This window comes from Stenotrophomonas sepilia, from assembly GCF_003244875.1.
GTDB classification, from domain to species: domain Bacteria; phylum Pseudomonadota; class Gammaproteobacteria; order Xanthomonadales; family Xanthomonadaceae; genus Stenotrophomonas; species Stenotrophomonas sepilia.
Genome location: NZ_LXXZ01000067.1, coordinates 25,500 through 43,048, shown reverse-complemented (window position 1 = coordinate 43,048; position 17,549 = coordinate 25,500). Strand labels below are relative to the sequence as shown.

At 67.1% G+C, this 17,549-nt stretch carries 16 protein-coding genes; 10 read left to right on the top strand and 6 right to left on the bottom strand.

Translation table 11 applies throughout. The annotated features are described in order from the left end of the window. Window positions 1–252: 252 nt before the first annotated feature. Window positions 253–1,245: a patatin-like phospholipase family protein gene (locus A7X97_RS14255; protein WP_088497219.1), complete on the top strand. Its 993-nt coding sequence runs from the start codon at window positions 253–255 to the stop codon at window positions 1,243–1,245. A gap of 39 nt (window positions 1,246–1,284) precedes the next feature. Here A7X97_RS14255 and A7X97_RS14250 read toward each other — a convergent pair whose 3' ends face one another. Next, window positions 1,285–1,770, bottom strand: coding sequence for an Lrp/AsnC family transcriptional regulator (locus A7X97_RS14250; protein WP_005411782.1), 486 nt, complete (start codon window positions 1,768–1,770; stop codon window positions 1,285–1,287). Between the two features lie 125 nt (window positions 1,771–1,895). Between A7X97_RS14250 and phhA the strand changes: the two genes are divergently transcribed. Beyond that, window positions 1,896–2,789, top strand: coding sequence for a phenylalanine 4-monooxygenase (phhA, locus tag A7X97_RS14245; protein WP_053496712.1), 894 nt, complete (start codon window positions 1,896–1,898; stop codon window positions 2,787–2,789). A gap of 105 nt (window positions 2,790–2,894) precedes the next feature. Here the strand turns inward: phhA and A7X97_RS14240 are convergent, their stop codons facing one another. Next, window positions 2,895–3,950, bottom strand: a complete 1,056-nt coding sequence (locus A7X97_RS14240; protein WP_072168783.1) for a LacI family DNA-binding transcriptional regulator — start codon at window positions 3,948–3,950, stop codon at window positions 2,895–2,897. A 239-nt stretch (window positions 3,951–4,189) separates the two neighbouring features. Between A7X97_RS14240 and A7X97_RS14235 the strand changes: the two genes are divergently transcribed. The 4 genes from A7X97_RS14235 (at window position 4,190) to A7X97_RS14220 (ending at window position 7,175) form a co-directional block, all read left to right on the top strand. Continuing rightward, the gene (locus A7X97_RS14235; RefSeq protein WP_061480460.1) at window positions 4,190–4,780 is read left to right on the top strand and encodes a cysteine dioxygenase family protein; all 591 of its coding nucleotides are present in this window, start codon (window positions 4,190–4,192) and stop codon (window positions 4,778–4,780) included. Window positions 4,781–4,891: 111 nt separating this feature from the next. Further along, complete coding sequence (gene eda, locus A7X97_RS14230) at window positions 4,892–5,530, top strand: bifunctional 4-hydroxy-2-oxoglutarate aldolase/2-dehydro-3-deoxy-phosphogluconate aldolase (protein WP_065186797.1); 639 nt, start codon at window positions 4,892–4,894, stop codon at window positions 5,528–5,530. A 96-nt stretch (window positions 5,531–5,626) separates the two neighbouring features. Then, window positions 5,627–6,655: an alcohol dehydrogenase AdhP gene (gene adhP / locus A7X97_RS14225; protein WP_072168782.1), complete on the top strand. Its 1,029-nt coding sequence runs from the start codon at window positions 5,627–5,629 to the stop codon at window positions 6,653–6,655. A gap of 127 nt (window positions 6,656–6,782) precedes the next feature. Beyond that, on the top strand, window positions 6,783–7,175 hold the full coding sequence (locus A7X97_RS14220) for a hypothetical protein (RefSeq protein WP_072168781.1): 393 nt from the start codon (window positions 6,783–6,785) through the stop codon (window positions 7,173–7,175). 75 nt (window positions 7,176–7,250) lie between these two features. Here the strand turns inward: A7X97_RS14220 and ligD are convergent, their stop codons facing one another. The 3 genes from ligD to A7X97_RS14205 all read right to left on the bottom strand — a co-directional run bounded on the left by ligD (window position 7,251) and on the right by A7X97_RS14205 (window position 11,223). Beyond that, entirely contained in the window at window positions 7,251–9,737 is a 2,487-nt protein-coding gene (gene ligD / locus A7X97_RS14215; protein ID WP_072168780.1) for a DNA ligase D, read from the bottom strand. A 3-nt stretch (window positions 9,738–9,740) separates the two neighbouring features. Next, complete coding sequence (ku, locus tag A7X97_RS14210; RefSeq protein ID WP_072168779.1) at window positions 9,741–10,661, bottom strand: non-homologous end joining protein Ku; 921 nt, start codon at window positions 10,659–10,661, stop codon at window positions 9,741–9,743. Between the two features lie 163 nt (window positions 10,662–10,824). Then, the gene (locus A7X97_RS14205) at window positions 10,825–11,223 is read right to left on the bottom strand and encodes a hypothetical protein (protein ID WP_032954739.1); all 399 of its coding nucleotides are present in this window, start codon (window positions 11,221–11,223) and stop codon (window positions 10,825–10,827) included. Between the two features lie 146 nt (window positions 11,224–11,369). On the opposite strand from A7X97_RS14205, the gene A7X97_RS14200 reads away from it, so the two are divergent. Then, window positions 11,370–11,714 (top strand): hypothetical protein, encoded by a 345-nt coding sequence (locus A7X97_RS14200; RefSeq protein ID WP_053496719.1) that lies wholly within the window; start codon window positions 11,370–11,372, stop codon window positions 11,712–11,714. Between the two features lie 155 nt (window positions 11,715–11,869). On the opposite strand, the gene A7X97_RS14195 is transcribed toward A7X97_RS14200, so the two are convergent. Further along, window positions 11,870–13,963: a TonB-dependent receptor family protein gene (locus A7X97_RS14195; RefSeq protein WP_111008083.1), complete on the bottom strand. Its 2,094-nt coding sequence runs from the start codon at window positions 13,961–13,963 to the stop codon at window positions 11,870–11,872. A 171-nt stretch (window positions 13,964–14,134) separates the two neighbouring features. On the opposite strand from A7X97_RS14195, the gene A7X97_RS14190 reads away from it, so the two are divergent. From A7X97_RS14190 to A7X97_RS14180, 3 genes are all read left to right on the top strand, one after another. Next, window positions 14,135–15,337, top strand: coding sequence for an amino acid aminotransferase (locus tag A7X97_RS14190; RefSeq protein ID WP_053496721.1), 1,203 nt, complete (start codon window positions 14,135–14,137; stop codon window positions 15,335–15,337). A gap of 345 nt (window positions 15,338–15,682) precedes the next feature. Next, window positions 15,683–16,699 carry a class 1 fructose-bisphosphatase gene (locus A7X97_RS14185; RefSeq protein WP_061480468.1) on the top strand — a complete coding sequence of 339 codons (1,017 nt, stop codon included), beginning with the start codon at window positions 15,683–15,685 and terminating at the stop codon, window positions 16,697–16,699. Window positions 16,700–16,807: 108 nt separating this feature from the next. Next, on the top strand, window positions 16,808–17,515 hold the full coding sequence (locus tag A7X97_RS14180) for a 2OG-Fe(II) oxygenase (RefSeq protein WP_032957940.1): 708 nt from the start codon (window positions 16,808–16,810) through the stop codon (window positions 17,513–17,515). Window positions 17,516–17,549 lie beyond the last annotated feature (34 nt).

The window sequence follows — 17,549 nt, the reverse complement described above, 5'->3', positions numbered from 1 at the left end:
CTCATGGACCTTGGCGCGCATCCCGGTAGTGCCGGCCGCTGGCCGGCAGCCTCATGGACCTTGGCGCGCATCCCGGTAGTGCCGGCCGCGGGCCGGCAGCCCCATGGACCGTTGCCAGGTTTCCCCTATGGTTGCCGGCCAACGGCCGGCACTACCTTTATGAATGGGCGATATTTCCCACCCTGCCCGCCCCGCCGCAGCTTCGGTATGCTGGCGCCCTTTCCTGAATCCGGCGCCGTGCGCGCACTGCCGATGAGCCTGTTCCGCCCCCGCATGCTGCTGTCTGTCGCCCTGATCGGCCTGCTGGCCGGCTGCGGTGGCGACCCGGTCCGCCCCACGCCGCCGCCGGCGCCGACCGTGGTCCCACAGGCCAAGCCGGTGAAGATCGGCATCGCCCTGGGCGGCGGCGCGGCCAAAGGCTTTGCCCATATCGGCGTGATCAAGATGCTGGAGGCCAACGGCTTCGAGCCGGCCGTGGTCGCCGGCACCAGCGCCGGCAGCGTGGTCGGCGCCCTGTATGCCAGCGGCATGGATGCCTTCCAGATGCAGAGCAGGGCCGTGGCGCTTGATGAAGCCAGCATCCGCGACGTTCGCCTGTTCTCCGGTGGCCTGGTGCAGGGCCAGAAGCTGCAGGACTACGTCAACGAACAGGTTGCCAACCGTCCTGCCGAGCGCCTGAAAAAGCCGTTCGCCGCCGTCGCCACCCAGCTGGAAACCGGCGAGCGCGCAATCTTCGTGCGCGGCAATGTCGGCCAGGCCGTGCGCGCGTCGAGCAGCATTCCCGGTGTGTTCGAGCCGGTGAAGATCGGCGGCCGCAGCTACATCGACGGTGGCGTGGTCAGCCCGGTACCGGTGGACGCTGCCCGCCAGCTCGGCGCCGACTTCGTGATCGCCGTCGACATCTCCAGCAAGGCCAGCGGCAAGGCGCCGACCGACATGCTGGGCATCGTCAACCAGTCCATCTCGATCATGGGCCAGCGCCTGGGCGAGCAGGAACTGGCGCGCGCCGACATCGTCATCCGCCCGAAGGTGCTGGACATCGGTGCCGCCGATTTCAGCCAGCGTGGCACCGCGATCCTGGAAGGCGAAAAGGCCGCGATGGCAGCGATGCCGCAGATCCGCGCGAAGATCCAGCAGCTGCAGCGCGCGCGCGCCGCAGCAGCCGCACCGGCACCGGTGGCCGCGCCGAAGTGCGAGGAAGCCTCGCGCCTGGGCAAGCTGATGGGCCGCAAGGACAAGTGCTGATCCATTGAAGCCAGGCCACCGGGCCCGCCCGGTGGTCGCTCAGGACTCCAGCTGCGACAGCGGCAACGCCTGGAAGCCCTTCACCGTGCGCAGCACGAAGCTGGAATTGGCATCGGCCACGCCACCGGCATTGAGCAGCCGGTCCAGCAGGAAGCGCGAGAAGTGCTCCAGGTCGCGCACGTACACGTGCAGCAGGTAGTCCATGTCGCCGGTCAGCGCGTGGCAGGCCACCACCTCGTCCCACGCCTGCACGCTGTCCACGAAGTGGCCGATGGCGGCCTGGTCGTGCTTTTCCAGCTGCACGCGCACGAAGGCCTGCAGGCCCAGCCGCAGCTGCCGTGGCTCCAGCCGCGCGCCATAGCCGACGATTACGCCCTCGCTTTCCAGCCGCTGCAACCGCCGCAGGCAGGCCGAAGGCGAGAGATTCACCCGCGCCGCCAGTTCGGCGTTGGTGGCGCGCCCATCCCGCTGGATTTCGGCCAGCAGGCGTATATCCGTGCGATCGAACTGGACTTCTCCGGCCATTGTTGCCCCGCAACATGGTGAGTACGCAAGGATATTGCGCCAACAAGGCCAATCGGCGCAACTTTTGCAACCCTGTTGCGCGTCCCCTGCCCTAGCATCGTGGGTATCCCATCCAGGAGTGCCGCATGGACCTCGCCCAGCCCCGCCGCGTCGAACACCAGCAGACCGACAAGGGCTACGTGCCGGTGTATACCACCGCGCTCGTCGAGCAGCCATGGGACACCTACAGCGCCGACGACCACGCAACCTGGAGCACGCTGTACCAGCGCCAGCGCGAGCTGCTGGTCGGCCGTGCCTGCCAGGAGTTCCTGGATGCGCAGGACGAAATGGGCATGAGCGCACACATGATTCCGCGCTTCGACCAACTCAACGAAGTGCTCGGCGCGGCCACCGGCTGGACCCTGGTCGGGGTTGAAGGCCTGTTGCCGGAACTGGATTTCTTCGACCATCTGGCCAACCGCCGTTTTCCGGTGACCTGGTGGATCCGCCGCCCGGACCAGATCGACTACATCGCCGAACCGGACCTGTTCCACGATCTGTTCGGCCACGTGCCGCTGCTGATGAACCCGGTGTTCGCCGACTACATGGAGGCGTACGGCCGCGGCGGCGTCAAAGCGCATGCGATCGGTCCGGATGCGCTGCAGAACCTGACCCGCCTGTACTGGTACACCGTGGAGTTCGGCCTGATCGACACGCCCGAGGGCCTGCGCATCTACGGTGCCGGCATTGTGTCGTCGAAGGGCGAGTCGCTGTACTCGCTGGAATCGGCCGCGCCCAACCGCATCGGCTTCGACCTGCAGCGGATCATGCGCACGAAGTACCGCATCGACACCTTCCAGAAGACCTACTTCGTCATCGACAGCTTCGAACAGCTCATGCAGGCGACCTCGCCGGACTTCACCCCGATCTACGCGGCACTGGCCAACCAGGCGCATCTGCCGGCCGGTGAAGTGCAGGGCGACGACCGCGTGTTCCAGAAGGGCACCGGCGAAGGCTGGGCCGACGGCGGCGACGTGTAAGCACACAACGCGCACGGCTTTGCACTGAAAACGGCGCACCTGGGTGCGCCGCTTTCGTTGTTGCCTGCCTGCGCCACTGCAGCGGCGCAGGCGAGGGCAGGACACTCAGCCATCCACGGCCCGGCAGGAACCGCGCACCATCAACTGCGGATGCACGCTGGCCGCGGTCGGTGCGTCGGGCACGTCGGCCTGGACCAGCATGGCGGCGGCGGTGCGGCCGATGTCGGAAACGTGGCGCCGCACCGACGTCAGCGGCGGCCACAGCCGCGATGCCAACGGGCTGTCGTCGTAGCTGACGATCGACAACTGCTGCGGCACCGCGATGCCTGCACGCAATGCCACCTGGTACACGCCTGCGGCGATTTCGTCGTTGCCGGCGAAAATCGCACTGGGGCGTTGCTCGCCCATCAGCAGCCGTTCGGCGGCATGCACGCCGGACTCGAAGGTGTCGCCCGCTTCCAGCACGCGCTCGCCGGGCAGGGTCAGGCCGACCTGCGCCAGCCGATCAAGGAAACCATGCGTCCGTTCGCGCGCGGCACGCCGGTCACCCGGTCCGGCGATCACCGCAATGTCGCGGTGGCCAAGCGAAAGCAGGTAGCCCGCCGCAGCGGCAGCACCATCGCGGTCATGGGTGACCACGGCATGGTTCTCATCCTCCGAGGCATGCGCGTTGATGCGCACGTAGCGACAGTCGATGTCATCGAGCATCTGCGCCAGCGCAGCCGATTCGGACGCACGCGGCCCCAGGATCACGCCGTGCAGCTTCTGCTGCTGCACGAAACGGCGCACGCCCTGCGGGCATTCCGGATCCTGGCTGTCGCAGGGGTGCACCACCAGCTCATAGCCAGTGCCGCGCAGCGCGTCCAGCGCGCCGTGCTGCAGGTCGACAATGCATTGGGCACCCGGGTCGTCATACACCAGGCCGATCAGGAAGGAGCGGCGGAATGCCAGCCCGCGCGCGAGAGGATCGGGCACGTAACCGACCTCGCGCATCAACGCCTCGACCTTGTCGCGGGTGTCCTTGCGCACCAGCGGCGAGTTGTTGATGATTCTTGAAACCGTTTTCTTGGAAACTCCCGACAGTCGTGCGATGTCGTTGATCGTGGCAGCCTTGCCCTTCGATGCCGGCACCGCGGCATCGCTAATAGTTCGCACTGACATGTATAGAACCAGGTAAGTCGGAGAATTCTAGCCTTGCGCCCGTCGGGCGCGAAGTTGCGGAATGTCGCAGCGGATCTGAATCGTGTCGTGTTCGACAGGTTCTGCTGCGCAAGGTTCCATTGTGATCGCTCTACTGCGTCTGCATCTGAATCGTTCTTCCGCGCGTATTCACCTTGAATGCGGACGCGCCGCGCGCGAACGCCAACATTCCCTTAACCATGCTCCGCTACATTCGAGGCATGGACCTGCAGACTTCTCCGTTTCCGCCATTCCGCGGCCGCGACCGGTTGATCGCCGCAGTCGACGCGGCGATGAGCTCCGGTGATCCCGAGCGCATCACGACCGACCTGCAGCTGGCGCTGCAGGAAGCCATAACCGACAGCCGCATCGAGTTGCCCGAATGCGTGCATCGGCCGGTCAGCGATCACTACGCGCGACGTCCGCTGTACCACAGCCGCGAACACGGCTACAGCGTGATTGCCATGAGCTGGGGCCCAGGGCAGGGCACGCCGCTGCACGACCACGATGCCATGTGGTGTGTGGAGGGCGTGTGGTTGGGCGAGCTGGAGATCACCCGCTACGAGCTGCTGGAGTGCGCCGGCGAGCGCTGGCGCTTCCGCCGCCACGCCGCGCTGCGCGGGGGCTGCGGCAGTGCCGGCAGCCTGATCCCCCCGCATGAGTACCACACCCTGCGCAATGCCAGCGATGAGGCACTGGCGATCTCGGTACACGTGTACGAGGCGCAGATGGAGCGCTCGGCGGTGTTCGATCCGCTCGGTGGCGACTGGTACCAGCGCCGCATCCAGGCGCTGCAGGCCGACCCGGCCTGAATCCGGCGCGGTGCGGAGCAGGGCACCGTCGCGGTCCGCATGGCATCATGCGCCGCTGCGCTGCCGGCACCGGCAGCATCCGCGATGCCCTGGCGGGCAAGGAGCAAGACGATGTCCAGCGCTGATCCGCGCCTGCGCGCGCTGTTGAAGCTGGCACCGGTGATCCCGGTGTACACCCCCGAAGATGTGAATGAAGCGGTCGAAGTGGCCCAGGCGCTGTTCCGTGGCGGGCTGCCGGTGATCGAGGTGACCCTGCGCACGCCGCAGGCGCTGGATGCGATCAAGGCCATGGTCGAGGCCGTGCCGGACGCGGTGATCGGTGCCGGCACCGTACTCAACGCCGCGCAGATGCAGGCGGCGAAGCAGGCCGGTGCGCGTTTTGCCGTTTCCCCCGGTGCCACGCCGGCACTGTATGCGGCCGCGCGTGATGCCGACCTGCCGTACCTGCCCGGTGCTGCCACCGCTTCGGACCTGATCCAGGGCCTGGAGCACGGCGCGGACACCTTCAAGTTCTTCCCGGCCGTGCAGGCCGGCGGCGCCGCGCTGCTGGCCGCCTGGCACGGCCCGTTCGCCGATGTGCGCTTCTGCCCGACCGGCGGTATCAGCGCGCAGACCGCGCCGCAGTTCCTGCACCTGCCCAACGTGCTGTGCGTGGGCGGTTCGTGGCTGACCACCCCGGCGCTGCTGCAGACCCGCGACTGGGACGCCATCGAGCGCCTGGCCCGCGAGGCCTCGGTGCTGGCCAGCTGAACCTGCTTCGCGGATCTTCAAAGGTTTGATCGTGATCAAAGCGCCGGTCTCGCGCCGGCGTCATTCTGTGGGCAAGCGCACTACGGAGATCCGAACATGAATTCCACCATGAAGGCCGCTGTCGTGCGTGAGTTCGGCAAGCCACTGGTGATCGAGGAAGTCTCGGTACCGCGCCCGGGGGCGGGCGAGGTACTGGTCAAGATCGAGGCTTGTGGCGTCTGCCACACCGACCTGCACGCCGCCGAGGGCGACTGGCCGGTGAAACCGAACCCGCCGTTCATCCCCGGCCACGAGGGCGTGGGGCACGTCGTGGCCGTGGGAGGCGGGGTAGGGCACGTCAAGGAAGGCGACAGGGTCGGCATCCCCTGGTTGTACTCGGCGTGTGGTCATTGCGAACACTGCCTGGGTGGCTGGGAAACGCTGTGCGAGACGCAGCGCAACACCGGCTACTCGGTCAACGGCGGCTTCGCCGAGTACGCACTGGCCGATGCCAACTATGTCGGCCTGCTTCCGAAGGACGTGGGCTTCGTCGAGATCGCGCCAGTGCTGTGCGCCGGCGTGACCGTCTACAAGGGACTGAAGGTCACCGACACCAAGCCCGGTGACTGGGTGGCGATTTCCGGCATCGGTGGCCTGGGCCACATGGCCGTGCAGTACGCCCGCGCGATGGGCCTGAACGTGGCCGCGGTGGACGTGGACGACACCAAGCTGGCACTGGCCCGCCAGCTGGGCGCGCAGGTCACCGTCAACGCGCGCACCACCGACCCGGCCGCGTTCCTCAGGAAGGAAATCGGCGGCGCCCACGGTGCACTGGTCACCGCGGTATCGCCGAAGGCGTTCGAGCAGGCGCTGGGCATGGTGCGCCGTGGCGGCACTGTCTCGCTCAATGGCCTGCCGCCCGGCAACTTCCCGCTGGACATCTTCGGCATGGTGCTCAACGGCATCACCGTGCGCGGCTCGATCGTCGGTACCCGCCTGGACCTGCAGGAATCGCTGCAGTTCGCCGCCGACGGCAAGGTCGCGGCCACGGTCAGCACCGACCGCCTGGAAAACATCAACGACGTGTTCGCGCGCATGCATGCGGGCACCATCGAAGGCCGCGTGGTGCTCGACTTCGCTGCCTGACCGCCTGTGCATGGCCGCCGTCGCTCCGTCCCCCTCTCCCACGGACGCGGCGGCCATGCCGATTCATCGGTAGTGCCGGCCGCTGGCCGGCAACGCGGGCACTCTGTGGCCGCCGTACAATGCGCGCATGCCCGCCCTGCTCAAGACCCTGTTCCTGTCCATCGTCGCCCTGATCGGCGGCGTGCTGTCGCTTGCGCTGGTCAGCAGCGTCGCCAGCTGGCTGCCACCGTTGCTGGGCCTGTCGCCGGACAACAACAGCGTGCAGCTGGGCTGGGATCTCACCTTCAGCGTGCTCGGTGGCATCGCCGGGGTTTCCTTTGCCACCTATTACGCGCCCTGCTGGCCGCGATCGCACGGCTTCTCGATCTGGTCGCTGGTCGCGCTGGGCTGTGGCTACGCCATGTGGACGGCGGGTGCGGATTTCCCGTTCTGGTTCGTCATTTCACTGCTGGCGTCACTGCCGTTGCAACTGCTGGCCGGCTGGTGGTTCGGCCGTCGTCCCTCGCGCGATCCAAGGTGATGCCGCCCCTGTAGAGCCGAGCCCGTGCTCGGCTTTCATGCACATCGGCACAGGCAGCCGAGCATAGGCTCGGCTCTACAGGTCCATGCGCGGCAACGTCTGCTTCAGCCGCGCGATGCCGTGCCAAGGGTCCGCCTTCAGGCGCTTCGCGCGCGCCAGCGCCTTGCCCATGGAAAATGCGTCGGCGGCACTGATACGAGCCAGTTCATCCCAGCGCAGCGGTACTGCCACACCGGCGGAATCGCGCGCACGCAACGACCACGAACACACACTGGTGGCACCCCGCGTATTGCGCAGCCAGTCGATGAAAATGACGCCGCCACGCTTGGCCTTGCTCATTGTGGCCACGTAGCGGTCCGGCGCCCGCTCCGCCATCGCCCGGGCGAACGCCTCACAGAACGCCTTGGCCTGTTCCCAGTCGGCCTTGGGCCGCAGCGGCACCACCACGTGCACGCCCTTGCCACCGGACAGCCGCACGAAACTCTTCAGGCCGACTTCCTGCAGGTGGTCACGGACATCACGCGCAGCGGCTTTCACCTCCGCCCAGCCCACCCCTTCACCGGGATCGAGATCGAACACCAGGCGATCCGGGTGCTCGGGATCGGCCACGGTCGCGCCCCACGGATGCAGCTCCAGGGTGTTCATCTGCACCAGTTGCAGCAGGCCCCGCACATCGTCGATGTAGACGTAGTCCTCGCGGCCGCTCTTCTGCTGCAGGGGCACCGCGTGCACGGCATCCCCCAGGCCGGGGCCATGGTGCTTCTGGAAGAAGCAGTCCTTGCCCACGCCATCCGGGCAGCGCAGCAGTGACAAGGGCCGCCCGGCAATTTCGGGCAGAATCCAGCGCGCCATGCGCTGGTAGTAGTCCGCCACATCGCCCTTGCTGAGCTTCTGCCTTGGGAACACCACCCGCTCCGGATGGGTTATCTGGACCTCGCCCCCGGCTTCAGCACTCGATATGGCCACTCCCAGGTCCTCCTTCTGCTTGTCGATGCGCAGCCGCTTGAAACTGGCCTGGCGCAGCAGGCCTTCCTTGCCCCAGCCACGGAAGGCCACTTCCGCCACCGTCACCGGCTTCACCCAGCGAACGCTGGCGGCGCGGAACGGCACATGCGCCGGCAGCTGCAGCACAGGCGTCTTCACCGCCAACGGCTGCAGCGCCTTGTGCAGCGCGCGCAAGCTCTCGTCGTCGAAGCCGGTGCCGACCCGCCCCACATAGCGCAATCCGCCGTTGTCCGGCGTGGCGAGAAGCAGCGAGCCGAACCCTACCCGGGAGCCCTTCGGTGCCGTGTAGCCGACAATCGCGAACTCGTCGGTGTCTTCATGCTTCACCTTCACCCAGCTGCGTGCACGGGTGTTCACGTAGAGCGCATCCACCTGCTTGCTGACGATGCCTTCGAATCCCGCCTTCCCGCTGGCATCGAATACCTGCGGGCCATGGTCGATCACGTGCTCGCTGAAGGCCAGGGTTCCGGGCGTGGGTCCGATGAGATCCTTCAGCAGCGCCTTGCGCTCCAGCAGCGGTGAACGACTGATGTCCACGCCGGCCACACCCGGCAGATCGAACACGATGTAGCGCAACGGTTGCTTCGAACTCCCGTCGATCACACGCTGCAGCGCGGCGAAGTCGCTGCGCCCCTGCTTGTCCAGCACCACCAGCTCGCCGTCCAGGCGCGCATCCCGCACCGGCAGTGCCTGCACGGCCTGTACCACCTCGGGGAAATCACCGGTCCAATCCAGGCCGTTGCGGGAGCGCAGCGTCACCTTGCCTTCGTGCAGATCGGCCAGCAGGCGATAGCCATCCCACTTGATCTCATGCAACCAGCGCTCGCCGTCCGGTGCATTGTCGCGATGATCGGTCAACTGTGGCTTGAAGGCGCGCGGGTAGGGCGTGTCACGCGCGCCATCCAGGTTCAGCGCTCGCGCATGCCAACGCGCATCGGCCTTGCGGGTCGCCGATCGTGCAGCCGGTGCGGCGCGCGTTGACTTGCCCACCGTGCGCTTGCTCACTGCGGATGTGCGTTTCGGCATGGGGGATTGGAGCAGATCATCTGCTTCGGCATCGCGCGCTTCCTCGTCGTCGCGTTTGATCAACAGCCACTGCACCTGGCGTCCCTTCATCGCTGTGCGCACCAGCTTCCAGCCGCCGGCCAGGCGTTGCCCATGCAGCACGAAGTCGATCTTTCCCGCTGCCAGTGCCTGCAGTGGATCGCCTTCGCAGGCCCATGTGCCGTGATCGAAGACCTCGACGTGGCCAGCGCCATAGTGGCCTTCGGGAATATCTCCTTCGAAGCCGGCGTAGGACAGCGGATGGTCTTCCACTTCCACGGCCAGCCGCTTGTCACCAACGCGAAGCGAAGGACCCTTCGGCACCGCCCAGCTTTTCAGCACACCGTCCATCTCAAGGCGGAAGTCATAGTGCCGCGAAGTGGCATGGTGCAGCTGTATGACAAAGATCGGCCGCCGCTTCGGGTTGCCGTGTGCGGGCGTGTCGTCAGGTTCCGGTGTCTGCCCGGCGCCACCGCCGAGCCGGCGCTTGCGCCGGTACTGGTGCAGCGACATGGCTCAGCCTGCCTTGCGCCGGGGTGCGGACTTCTTTGCAGCCTTCTTCGTTGTCTTCTTTGCGGCTTTCTTTACCGTCGGCTTTGCGGCTGCCTTGCGCGCCGCGGCCTTCTTTGCCGGCGTCCGCTTGTTCGCATCCAGGCTCTTCTGCAGCAGTGCCATGAAATCGACCACGTTGGTGCTGGCGTCCTCACGCGGTGCAGGTTCATCCTCCACCCGTGTGGTACCGCCCTTGGACTTGATGCGCTTGTTCAGCACCTGCTGCAGGCGCTCGCGGAATTCGTCGTGGTACTGCGACGGATCCCAATCACCGGACATCGACTCGATCAACTGCTCGGCCATCGCCGTTTCCCTGCTGCTGATGCGGTAATCGGCGAGCTTTCCGGTGGGCAGTTTGTAATCTTCGGGATCCACCAGTTCCTGCGGATAGCGCAGGATCATCAGCACCAGCGCGTCCGCATGCGGCATCACCGCGCACAGGTATTCGCGGGTACGCACCACCACCCGGGCGATGCCCACCTTGCCGGTACTGCGCAATGTCTCGCGCAGCAGTACGTAGCCCTTTTCGGCCTTCTTGCCGGGCACCAGCAGGTAGGGTTTCTCGTAGTAGCGCGGGTCGATCTGCGCGGCATCCACGAACGATTCCACCTCCACCGCTTCGTGGCTTTCCGGTGCCGCAGACCGGATATCGCCTTCCTCCAGCACGACATAGCTGCCCTTGTCGTACTCATAGGCTTTGACGATGTCCTTCCATGGCACTTCCTCGCCGGTATCGGCGTTGACCCGCTCGAAGCGGATCGGCTTGCGGTCGCGGGAGTCGAGCATGCGGAACTGCAGATCGACCTTGCGTTCGCCTGACATCAGCGACACCGGCACGTTGAGCAGGCCAAACGACAGCGTGCCGGTCCAGATCGGGCGGGCCATGGGCGTACCTTTGGCGGGGCAGGGCATCCAGCTTCGGATGGGCGGTGTAAACCACCCGTGTCGATACCGTGCACGTGGGTTCTACGGAGAACGGCAGTGCCGGCTGCGGGCCGGCAGAGCTCGCGGCCTGAAGTTTCCTGAGGTTACCGGCCAGCGGCCGGCACTACTGCAGCAACGGCCTCACCGCCGCCGCAGGAATATGATCCAGCGCGCGCCAAGCGTCTTCCACCACCGGCCGTGCCTGCGACCAGCTCAACCGCGACTGCCCGCGCATCTGTTCCCAGTGTTCGGCCAGTTCCTCACAGGTATCCGCGGCGTCACCGCGCGGCCAGTCCGCAGCGTGGGTGGTCAATGCGAAGGCATAGACCGGGCATAGATCGCGCCAGTTGCGGTGGTTCTGCCCGCGACGCTCTTCGTAGTCGCTGAGCATGTACTGCAGGTAGTCCTGCGCCACCGCCTGCGGATCTTCATGGCGGCGCGTGCGGCGTTGTGCGGTGCGCTGGCCGAGCGGATCGAGCAGGGCGTTGAACACGGACGGTGCGGGTCGTTCAAGACGGGGCATGACCGGCTCCTGCAGCGGGGGCGGGTGGGCAGGAATACGCGCGGTGCCGTTACCGGGGGGTGAGCGAGATGTTCATGACGCCGGGTTCGCGGCGGCTTTACCTGTGGCGCGGTGTAGTGGGAGCCCCGAGCGCAGGTAGCCAGACCATGAGCCGAGAGAATTCCCGAGACCCGTTGCGGGAAAACCACCCGCCCATTCCCGGTGAACAGCGCGGCAAGCGCGATGCCGACAATGCCGACTACCGCGGCACCGGCGCACCTTTCTACGACGCCGAGCACGGTGGCGACCATCTGCCGGTGAAGCACGAGGCTGAACAGGCCGCCCAGGACCGCAAGGATGGCGGCGACCGCCATCGCGGCGGCCAGGAAAGCCCGCTCAAGCGTCGCGAACGCAAGCAGCGCGCCAGCGACAACCAGGACGAGGCGCTGGAGGAGACCTTCCCGGCCAGCGACCCGACCTCGCCGTTCGTACCAGCCAAGGCGCCCGACTGACGGGTAGTGCCGGCCCCTGGCCGGCAACCCCCTGACGCCCTGCGCGGCGCGATGCCGGCCAGGGCCCCCGATTTACGGGTAGTGCCGGCCGCTGGCCGGCAACCTCCTGACGTCGTGCACGGCGCGATGCCGGCCAGCGGCCGGCACTACCCCTTTCAGCGCCACGACCATTGCAGGCCGACGTTGGCTCGCCGTCCCGGTCCCGGTTCGTAGAAGCGCCCGTTGCCGTCGTTGACGATCACCGAGCCGATGTAGGCCTGGTCCAGCACGTTCTCCAGCCGGGCGAAGGCGCGCAGCTCGCCACCTGGCAGTGTCCAGAAACGACCGGCCTCCAGGTTCAGCAACGCGTAGCCCGGCGCCCGCTCCGTGGCCACGTCGTTGACCAGGGTATCGGTGCTGGCGGCGGCCTCCAGCGCCCACTGCCAGTCGGCCGGGGTCCACTGCAGCCGGGCAAACGCCTGCTGGCGCGGTACCCCGGGCAGGCGGCTGCCGGCGGAAACCCAGGTGTTCGAGGTCAGGTACGGCGCACGCACCTGCGCCTGCAGCCAGGTCCAGGCCACCTGCAGTTCCAACTGCTCTGCCAACGGCTGCCGGTAGCGCAGTTCCACGCCCTGGCGGCGGGTGCGGCCGATGTTGCGATAGGTGCTGCGTCCGCCGATGTTGCTGGCAACTGTCAACTCATCGTCGGTATCTGCGCGGAACAGGCTGATATCGAGCTGGGTTCCGTCCTGTGCATGCCATTTGCTGCCCACCTCCAGGCTGCGGCTGCGCGCCGCCGCCAGATCCAGCGCCAGTCCCGCCTGGCCGTCGGCGCGATACCCCAGCTCGTTGAAGGTGGGCGTCTCGAAGCCACGGCCCACCGCCGCGTGCAGTCGCCACTGCGGGCTGGCCTCGAAGCTGATCCCGGCCACCGGCGTGGTGGCCTGGTAGCGGCGGTGGCCGCTGTCGTCCGGGTTGCGGGCGGTGATGTAACGATCGTCGGATTCGAAGCGCACGGCGCTGCGACGCACGCCAGCCAGCAATGACCAGCGTGGACTCCACTGCCACCACGCCTGGGCGAACTGATCGACGTTCTGCACGGTGTCGATCTGGTCTCTGCGCAGCCGCCCACGCACGCCGAGAGCGCTGCCGATGAAGTTCTCGTAGCCGGTGCGATGCTGGCGCTGGCGGTCGGCGCTGAGCCCGGCCACCAGATCCAGCGGTCGGCCGGCGAGGTCGCCGTGCCAGCCCCAGCGCGCGTCCAGCCCGCCATAGCCGCCCTCCAGGTCGATCACCCCGCCGGCATGCAACGGGCTGTTGGTCTGAGCTGCCGGCGGGATCGGCAGGTACTGGCGTACCGCGCGCTGGCCGGCATAGCCCATCAGCTGCCAGCGCTGCGCCCCGGTTTCACGGGTCCAGCGCAGGCCGGCCTGCTGCTGGCGCACCGATTTGCGGGTGTTGTACTGGTGCGCCACGGCGGTGGCCTGGCGCGGATCGGCCGCCACCTGGGTAGGGCTCAGGCCCAGCGGGTCCTGCGCATCGGGGGCATCGAAGGCATTGAGCAGCAGCTCCAGCCGCCCCCCGCCGAGATCGCCACCGATACGCGCAGCGAGCGATTCGCGGCGGGCACGGCTGTGGTCGCGCCAGCCCTCAGTGCGGAAGTGATTGGCGGCGATGTTGTAATCCAGAACACGGCCGGCACCCTTCAGTTGCGCGCCGACGCTGAGCGTGTTGTCGGCACCCGCGTTCACGCGCAACCGCCACGGGTCGCCGGCCTGGCCCTGTGCGCTCCAGACCTGCAGCACGCCGCCGGAGGAATTGCCGTACAGCGCCGAGAACGGTCCGCGCAGCACGTCGATCCGTTCGGCACCGAGCAGGCTGGCATGCGACAGCTGGCCCTGTCCGTCGGGCATGGTCGCCGGCACCCCGTCGATCAACACCCGCACCCCACGCACACCGAAGGTCGAGCGCGCACCAAAGCCACGGATCGACAGCTGGGTGTCCTGCGCGAAGTTCTGGCGGTCACGGGCGACCAGGCCCGGGACCCCGGCCAGCGCCTCGGACAGCTGTGCGCCGGCGCCGGCGCGGCCGGCGTCGATCCAGACCGTGTCCAGGCTGGCCGGCAACGCGAGCGGGTCGATGCCCGGCACCCGCGCTGCCTGCACCTGCACGCTCGGCAGGGCGGTCGGTGCGGGCCCGGCCACGGCCGCCCAGGGCGACAGCAGCAGGATGGACAACGGCAGGCAATGGCGGCGTGCGGCGGGATTCATGATTCAGGTTGATGGATCAGGCGGCAACGCACGCCATGGTACGGGGCTACGGATGACGGCGGCGGCGGCCAGCCCCGGCAGGCTTTGTTACGATGGGCTGTTTCCGGCTGCAAGGCCGCAGACCGCGTAGCGCACTTCCTCCCCCTTTCCGTCTACCGAACGAGTACCGCCGTGTCCTTCTTTGCAAACGTGGAACTGGTCCCAGGCGACCCGATCCTGGGCCTGACCGAGGCATACAACGCCGACAGCCGCCCGACCAAGGTCAACCTGGGTGTGGGCATCTACTACGACGAGAGCGGCCGCATCCCGCTGCTGCGCGCCGTCAAGCAGATCGAGCAGCAGCTTGCCGCTGACGCCAAACCGCGCGGCTACCTGCCGATCGATGGCCTGCCGGCATACACGCAGGCCACGCGAGAGCTGGTGTTCGGCAAAGACTCGCCGCTGCTGGCCGCCGGCCGCGTCACCACCGCACAGACCGTCGGTGGCAGCGGTGCGCTGCGCGTCGGCGCCGACGTGCTGAAGAAGCTGCTGCCGCACGCCACCGTGGCGCTGAGCAACCCGAGCTGGGAGAACCACCGTGCGGTATTCAGCGCGGCCGGTTTCGAGGTGCTGGATTACACCTATTTCGACCCGGCCAGCCATGGCGTCGACTTCAACGGCATGCTGGCCGACCTCGGCAAGCTGGAAGCCGGCACCGTAGTGCTGCTGCACGCCTGCTGCCACAACCCCACCGGTGCCGACCTCACGGTCAGCCAGTGGAAGCAGGTCGCGCAGCTGCTGAAGGACAAGCAGCTGTTCCCCTTCATCGACATGGCCTACCAGGGCTTCGACAAGGGCATCGAGCAGGATGGCGCCGCCGTGCGCATCATCGCCGAAGCCGGCATCGACAGCTTCATCGTCGCCAACTCGTACTCCAAGTCGTTCTCGCTGTATGGCGAGCGCGTGGGTGCGTTGTCGATGGTGGCGCCGACCGCTGCTGACGCCAAGGCCGTGCAGTCGCAGGTCAAGCGCGTGATCCGCACCATCTACTCCAGCCCGTCCACCCACGGCGCTGCGCTGGTGGCCGGCGTGCTGACCAATCCGGAACTGCGCGCGATGTGGGAGCAGGAGCTGACCGAGATGCGCGAGCGCATCCACGCCCTGCGCCAGGGCCTGGTCGAAAAGCTGGCCGCTGCCGGTGCGCCGCAGTTCGGCTTCATCAACGAACAGGCCGGCATGTTCTCCTACTCGGGCCTGAGCCGTGAGCAGGTCGAACGCCTGCGCGACGAGTTCGGCATTTACGCCGTCGGCACCGGCCGCATCTGCGTGGCCGCGCTGAACCAGAACAACCTGGAATACGTCGCCAAGGCCGTGGCCACCGTCGCCAAGGGCTGAAACAAGGCTGCAGTGGTTTGACAACAAAGGCGCCGAAAGGCGCCTTTGTTTTTGCTTCTGCTTTGCCTCTGCCTTTGCCACACCCTCCGCGCTCGCGGCGAACCCTGAAGCGCAGGGCGAGGTACACCGTGGCCAGGACCGTGAGGCGCATGGATGCGCCGACCGAGCCCCCATGGATGGGTTTACGGCGTGTCCTGGCCACGGTGTACCTCGCCCTGTGCCTCCATGAAGGAAGGCGCCACGAGCACAACGCATCTGGAAACGATTACGCCTTCCCGCGCTCACGCACGCCCCCGCCAGACGGGCGACAATAGGCGTTTTCCCGCTGCCGAGACCTGCCCGCCCATGTCCCGTACTTCGTTGACCCGCTTCCTGATCCAGGAACAGCACGCCGGCCGCATCAACGCCGACCTGCGCCAGCTGATCGCGGTCGTCGCCCGCGCCTGCACCAGCATCTCCATCGCCGTCAGCAAGGGCGCCCTCGGTGGCGTGCTCGGCGACGCCGGCACCGGCAACGTGCAGGGCGAAGCGCAGAAGAAGCTGGACGTCATCAGCAACGAGATCCTGCTCGAAGCCAATGCCTGGGGTGGCCACCTTGCCGCCTGCGCCTCGGAGGAAATGGACCACAGCCAGCCGGTGCCGGACATCTATCCGCGCGGTGATTTCCTGCTGCTGTTCGACCCCCTCGATGGCAGCTCCAACATCGACGTCAACGTCTCCGTCGGCACCATCTTCTCGGTGCTGCGCTGCCCGACCAACGTCGAGCTGCCGGGCGATGACGCCTTCCTGCAGCCGGGCAGCAAGCAGATCGCCGCTGGCTACTGCATCTACGGGCCCAGCACCCAGCTGGTGCTGACCGTCGGCCACGGCACGCACGCCTTCACTCTGGACCGCGAGAAGGGCGAGTTCGTGCTGACCACCGAGAACATGCAGATTCCGGCGGCCACCCAGGAATTCGCCATCAACATGTCCAACCAGCGTCACTGGGAAGCGCCGATGCAGGCCTACGTCAGTGATCTGCTGGCCGGCAAGGAAGGCGCGCGCGGCAAGAACTTCAACATGCGCTGGATCGCCAGCATGGTGGCCGACGTGCATCGCATCCTGACCCGCGGCGGCATCTTCATCTACCCGTGGGACAAGAAGGATCCGTCCAAGGCCGGCAAGCTGCGCCTGATGTACGAAGCCAACCCGATGGGCCTGCTGGTCGAACAGGCCGGCGGCGCCGCCTGGACCGGCCGCGAGCGCATCCTCGACATCCAGCCTGATCAGCTGCACCAGCGCGTGCCGGTGTTCCTGGGTTCGCGCGAGGAAGTGGCCGAAGCGGTGCGTTACCACCACGCGCACGACGAAGCGAAGGGCTGACGGCTCGACGCCTGACGGCGGTCATGACAGTTCGATGACATGACCGCAGGGTGACACCGCGGGCGGCAAACGGCACCATCAAGCCGTTGCCGCCGAAGGAATGCACGCATGCACGAGCAGGGCCCGGTCGATTTCATCGAGGTCATCCACAACGCCGTCCCCAGTGAGGTCTGCGCGGCCATCGTCGAGCGCATGCGTGCCACGCGTGGCCTGCTGCCCGGTGCGGTGGGCAGTGGCGTGTTCCCGGAACTCAAGCACAGCAAGGATCTGCGCATCAGTGGCCTGGACGGCTGGCAGGATGTTGATCAGCAGCTGCAGATTGCGGTGTTCAACGGCCTGCTGACTTATCTACGCCGTTATCCACAGGCGTTGATTGCCCCGCTGATGTTGCAGATCCAGGACAGCAATGGCCAACCGCGACGCCTGTCTGCCGAGGACTTCCCCGACATGCCGCAACAGCAGCTGGCCGACCTGGCCCGCACCTGCCTGCGTCCGGGCGCGATCAACCTGCAGTGGTATGCCGCGGGCGAGGGTGGCTACCCGTACTGGCACTGCGAGCTGTACCCGAAGGATGCGCAGGCCGAGACCCTGCACCGGCACGTGCTGTGGACGCTGTACCTCAATGACGACTTCGACGAAGGCGAAACCGAGTTCCTGTTCCAGGGGCGGAAGATCGCGCCGCGCACCGGTAGCCTGCTGATTGCGCCGACGGCGTTCACCCACACCCATCGCGGCAATCGGCCACAGGGTGGCGACAAGTTCATCGCCACCAGCTGGATCCTGTTCCAGAGTGCGCAGAAGTTGTTTGGCGGGTGATCCCGAGCTGCTCGTCGGCCTTGATGTAGAGTCG

Excerpts from the sequence above, each read along its gene's own strand:
- phhA (WP_053496712.1), top strand. The coding sequence starts at position 1,896 with ATGGACCTCGCCCAGCCCCGCCGCGTCGAACACCAGCAGACCGACAAG.
- A7X97_RS14195 (WP_111008083.1), bottom strand. The coding sequence starts at position 13,963 with ATGAATCCCGCCGCACGCCGCCATTGCCTGCCGTTGTCCATCCTGCTG.
- ligD (WP_072168780.1), bottom strand. The coding sequence starts at position 9,737 with ATGTCGCTGCACCAGTACCGGCGCAAGCGCCGGCTCGGCGGTGGCGCC.
- A7X97_RS14220 (WP_072168781.1), top strand. The coding sequence starts at position 6,783 with ATGCCCGCCCTGCTCAAGACCCTGTTCCTGTCCATCGTCGCCCTGATC.
- ku (WP_072168779.1), bottom strand. The coding sequence starts at position 10,661 with ATGGCCCGCCCGATCTGGACCGGCACGCTGTCGTTTGGCCTGCTCAAC.
- A7X97_RS14250 (WP_005411782.1), bottom strand. The coding sequence starts at position 1,770 with ATGGCCGGAGAAGTCCAGTTCGATCGCACGGATATACGCCTGCTGGCC.
- A7X97_RS14240 (WP_072168783.1), bottom strand. The coding sequence starts at position 3,950 with ATGTCAGTGCGAACTATTAGCGATGCCGCGGTGCCGGCATCGAAGGGC.
- adhP (WP_072168782.1), top strand. The coding sequence starts at position 5,627 with ATGAATTCCACCATGAAGGCCGCTGTCGTGCGTGAGTTCGGCAAGCCA.
- eda (WP_065186797.1), top strand. The coding sequence starts at position 4,892 with ATGTCCAGCGCTGATCCGCGCCTGCGCGCGCTGTTGAAGCTGGCACCG.
- A7X97_RS14180 (WP_032957940.1), top strand. The coding sequence starts at position 16,808 with ATGCACGAGCAGGGCCCGGTCGATTTCATCGAGGTCATCCACAACGCC.
- A7X97_RS14235 (WP_061480460.1), top strand. The coding sequence starts at position 4,190 with ATGGACCTGCAGACTTCTCCGTTTCCGCCATTCCGCGGCCGCGACCGG.
- A7X97_RS14185 (WP_061480468.1), top strand. The coding sequence starts at position 15,683 with ATGTCCCGTACTTCGTTGACCCGCTTCCTGATCCAGGAACAGCACGCC.
- A7X97_RS14205 (WP_032954739.1), bottom strand. The coding sequence starts at position 11,223 with ATGCCCCGTCTTGAACGACCCGCACCGTCCGTGTTCAACGCCCTGCTC.
- A7X97_RS14255 (WP_088497219.1), top strand. The coding sequence starts at position 253 with ATGAGCCTGTTCCGCCCCCGCATGCTGCTGTCTGTCGCCCTGATCGGC.
- A7X97_RS14200 (WP_053496719.1), top strand. The coding sequence starts at position 11,370 with ATGAGCCGAGAGAATTCCCGAGACCCGTTGCGGGAAAACCACCCGCCC.